Source organism: SAR324 cluster bacterium (assembly GCA_015232315.1).
Lineage (GTDB): Bacteria > SAR324 > SAR324 > SAR324 > NAC60-12 > JADFZZ01.
Genome location: JADFZZ010000077.1, coordinates 1 through 4836 on the forward strand (window position 1 = coordinate 1; position 4836 = coordinate 4836).

The following is a 4836-nucleotide window of genomic DNA, read 5'->3' on the forward strand; positions in this document are numbered from 1 at the left end:
ATCTCATGGACTCGGTCAAAATCTCCAAGATTATCACTGAAATGGTGGTCTTCCGCCCATTCTTCATATTCCACATGATAGTTGCCCATGGTGTTCCAGGTATGTTGAGCCGCACCAACATCCGCGGCGGCATGAGCGACAAAACCGATAGATTGCAGAGTCGGATTTTTTACAAATTCCTTGAACCAGTAGTAGCCCAGATTGTCCACAGGTTGGAAGGGAATGTCCTGGAAATCTTCATACTGTGAATAACGGGAATAGGAATCATGACGATAATGGGCTTCAGTCACTTCATAATCTTTTTCTTTCATTTGCTGATTGTACAACCACGCCATGACGATCCAGTCGTTGTCTATGGTTTTAGGATCATTGGTTCGGTAACGGTAGTCGTATCCGCCGTAATCATTGCCATGATCATCTTTTCCACGAGACATGTTGATAAAATGCCAGAGGGAGGTGTAATTGTTGGACATCAACCCCAAAGTCAAATCTTTAGCCGTGTAGTGGTAGCCAACCCACCAGCCTCCCATGCGGGTGTCTTCAAAGGAATCCACCGCTTCAGCCGCATTGCCCAGAATCTCACGGGCTTTTTCCACACTACCGGCTGACTTGACCAACAGATCATACGCACGTTTTTCCTGAGAATTGGCATATTCGGATCCCATATAGTTGAGGGCGTCAATGGCCAGCAATTTATGATGGTATCCTCCCCAGGCCCATACATTCAAAGTTACAGACAGCATGGCAACCAGAGTCATTATTGTTTTTTTCATATCTCCTCCCGCGTTTCCTGTTTTTAATGGAGCCTGTAATTTTTTTATCAATTTCAGGCTCGGGGTTCACAACTCGTTTTATTTCAGGCATTCTTTATGTTATAGGCTCACAAGGACACTGTTCCCTTGCGATGATTCAATTAGACCATGCTCACGAAAATTCTGCAAAACATGGGCTGGTCAAAAGCAGGGTTTTCCACGGTAAAAATATGGTAAAAAAGTTCATGAATAATAAATTAATTACAATATTTCATAGGCTTATTAAGAATGTTTTTTTATCCTCAGGCAGGCTTCAAGGGCTGTTCGTTTTGATACTGACAGTTTTTTCAGTATTGCTTCCCGCTCCAGTCGGAGCCGCGGGATTGCTGGTTCAGCCTGCTCATGAACGCTATGACATGTCACCATGGTTATTGATTCTGGAGAATGCGGACGAAACACTGACGCTGGAAGATATTCTCACTCCCGCAAGGCAAACCGGGTTTCGGGCCAATTCACAGGGAACTCCGAATTTTGGTCTGACCGATCATGTCATCTGGCTCAAATTTGAAATACAGGCGGAATCCCTGCATCAGAGTTATCTACTGGAACTGGCCAATCCTCTGCTGGACAAAGTTGATTTTTACGCAGAAGAGCATGGTAAATTTACGGTAAAAAAATCCGGAAATCTCCATACCTTTGAAAATCGGGACATGCGGTACAAGAATGTAGTGTTCAAACTCCATTTTCCAGAAAACCATTCAAAAGTTTTTTATCTGAGGGTTCAGTCCCGCTATCCGTTGCACATTCCCGTGATTTTATGGACCCAGGACGCTTTCACCGAAAAAGTCAGTGAAGAACAGTACCGTTACGGAATTTTTTACGGTGCACCCCTGATGATGATTTTTTATCATCTGTTTATCTTTTTTGTCGTCAAGGACTGGTCCTACATGTATTACGTGCTGGCCCTGGTATTTGGCGGACTGGTGAATTCCATCTACAACGGACTGGCCTTTGAATATCTGGGGTCGTTTATTCCGGAATGGGCACTGGCCTTTCCGCTGGCCGTGACCATCTATGGGTTTTGCAGTGTATTGTTTGTAAAAAGTTTTCTGGATACCCGCAAACACCTTCCACGCTGGAACAGCGTGCTGAACGGCATGATGCTTGTGCTGGCTCTGGAATCCTGCCTGCCGTGGATTCTTCATATTCATCTGGTGCTGAAAATTTACGCATTGTTCGCACTGGTCGCAGTTGTCATTGTCCTGGCGGTGGGGGTGCTCTCCTGGCTCAAAGGGGTTCGGACCGCATATTACTTTTTGCTGTCAACCATTGTTCTGATGCTTGGAATCATTCTGTTCACGTTGAAAAGTGTGGGATTGCTGCCCAGCACGTTCTGGACTGAGCATTCCGCTCAAATCGGTGGACTGATCCAGTTGTTGTTGCTGTCATTTGGTTTGGCGGACCGGATCAATCAGATGCGGGATGCCACCGCCAAAGCCCAGGAAGAATCCATCCGGATCAAAGACCAGATGGCGGAAAAACTACAGCAGAAGAATCAGGAACTCATGGAAATGGATCAACTCAAAGATGAGTTTCTGGCCAATACCTCTCATGAATTATTGACTCCCCTGCATGGCATTGTCGGCATTGCGGAATCCATGGCTGATGGCGCGACAGGCCCCATTACCGCTCAGCAAATGAAAAATCTGGCCATGATTGTGGCCAGTGGTCGCCGACTTTCCACTCTCATTTATGACCTGCTTGATTTTTCCAAAATGAAACACGGAACATTGGAATTACAGTGGCAAGTGGTGGATTTGAAGAATCTGGCCAGCATGGTCCTGAACATCTGTCAACCGCTGGTTGGTCATAAACCGGTTGAATTGCGGCTAGATATTCCGGAACAACTGCCACTGTTACAGGCTGATGAAAGCCGTTTGCAGCAGATTCTGTTCAATCTGGTGGGCAACGCCATCAAATTTACCAGTCAAGGTCATGTGACCATTCGAGCTCGTCTGAAGCAGGGGAAAACTCGCCTAGAGGTGGATGATTCCGGAATCGGGATTCCCAAAGACAGGCAACAGGTCATTTTCAATGCGTTCCAACAGGCAGATGGTTCCATCTCCCGCCAGTTTGGAGGCACTGGACTGGGGTTGACCATCAGCCAGATGCTGGTGAGTCTGCATGGAAGTTCCATCAGTCTGGAAAGTATGGAGGGCAAAGGCTCTATATTTTCCTTCGACCTGCCTGTTTCTGGAACCTCGGAGGCGGTGTCCACTGAAAAACTGGTGACATCCCGCTATCCTGTGTTTCAGGATGTGTCGGCTGAAATATCTTCTGAAATTCTGCCACTGACCATGATCCCCTCCCGAACAGAAATAATTGTCAGCGAGGGTCGTAAAATTCTGGTAGTGGATGATGACCGAACCAACCTGATGGTTCTCAAAAACCAGTTAGGGCTGAAAGGTTTTGAAATTTTTCTGGCAGAAGATGGCTTTGATGCCCTGGAAATTCTGGAGGATACCCTGCCGGACCTGATTCTGCTGGATTTGATGATGCCTCGCATGAGCGGGTATGAAGTGTGCGGAAAAATCCGGGAGCGGTATGATTTGTATGAGTTGCCCATCATCATTCTGACCGCCAAAAATCAGGTCACGGATCTGGTACATGCCCTGAATGTGGGAGCCAATGATTATTTACCCAAACCCTTTCACAAGGAAGAATTGTATGCCCGCATCCAGACTTTGCTGAAAGCCCGGGATGGCGTGGTTCAACTTCGGGAAAATGTAAGATTGCGGCAGGAAATCCAGCGCAGGGAAGAAATCGAGCATGAACTCAGAATTTCTCATACCAAACTGTTACGGGTGCTGGATCATTTTGATGAGGCGATCGTAGTGACAGACCCTGAAGGCCGAGTGAGTTTTTTTAATCAGCGAGCAGAATCCTTGTGGAATCATCCAGTCCAGAAAGTGATCAGTCAACCATTGGAATTGTTATTTGGTCAGGAATTCATGGACTCCCTGTCCCGTCAGATCCTCCAACCGTTAGCTTCCATTGACGATGGCTCTGACATGAAGTGGTTCACACTCACTCAAATTGGCCATGGAGCACAAACGTCATCGTTGTTTGTACTGTTGTCAATTTTTCCCTGCCAGCATTCATGGACTATGACGTTCATCGTCAAAATGCTCTCTCAACAGAAAATTGAGGCACTGGCCTTGAACGTGAACGAATGGAAAATATTTGAAGTATCCTCCATGGATTTATTGTTTGGCAATGAGTTGAACACCTTGGGGAATACACAGGAACAACAGAAACTGCTCAGTCTGGAAAGCGCCGTGGAAAATATTGCCGCGGTTCAGGGGATGGCATCCTTTGATGAAGTGGTCCAGTTGCGTCATGTGGTACCAGGCCTGGATGATCTGGATTTCCGTCAGTCTCCCGCAATCTCCTGGGACAATATCAATGAATTACTGGTTGAAATCATGAACATGACCATCAATGCCTGGGAAATGACAGGTCAAACACGGATTGATCTTGCCGAAAAAAGTGGCATCTGGCGCGCCTCAGTGGATGGCAGCACATGGCGCACCCGCACCCTTGACAAATACCTGAGTGTCAAAACACTGCCGCAATCCCCAAAATGGCAGAAAGTGATCGAAACCGCACGGTTTGTGCTGGAACATGTGGAATCAGCTCCTGAAATCCGCAAGTTGCTGGAAGAAAAAACACAGCAACTCCAAACACTGCTGTTGCATACTCGTAAATCCTGATCAGTCCAACTCTATTGATTTTTTTTGAACACAGTTCATTGGTCTGAAGTTAAATGAACGATAGTGGCAAGTTTTCAGCTTTCAGTTCTCAGTTTTTCGAACTGATTGAAATTATTATAATTTATATATAAGTCTAAAAGCTTCTTTGAAAGTTTGATATTCAGAAAACTTTTAATTTCAATGACTTTAAAAAAGCGGAAGGCTGATAACTGAAAACTTACAACTCTTGAGTTAAATGGTGATGGGGCCTTTATGGTGTTTAAATATTTTTTCGTCGATTTTATGTAACAGTTTCCCTAAGTCGTAAGGTC

2 protein-coding genes are annotated in these 4836 nt (G+C 45.7%); one reads left to right on the forward strand and one right to left on the reverse strand.

Features of this window, described 5'->3' with window-relative positions; genetic code table 11:
- Positions 1 to 773, reverse strand: a 773-nt coding sequence (locus HQM11_21285) for a hypothetical protein (GenBank protein ID MBF0353574.1), incomplete at its 3' end; no start/stop codon positions are given.
- A 308-nt stretch (positions 774 to 1081) separates the two neighbouring features.
- Here HQM11_21285 and HQM11_21290 point away from each other — a divergent pair.
- Complete coding sequence (locus tag HQM11_21290; GenBank protein MBF0353575.1) at positions 1082 to 4525, forward strand: response regulator; 3444 nt, start codon at positions 1082 to 1084, stop codon at positions 4523 to 4525.
- The last annotated feature ends 311 nt before the right edge of the window (positions 4526 to 4836 follow it).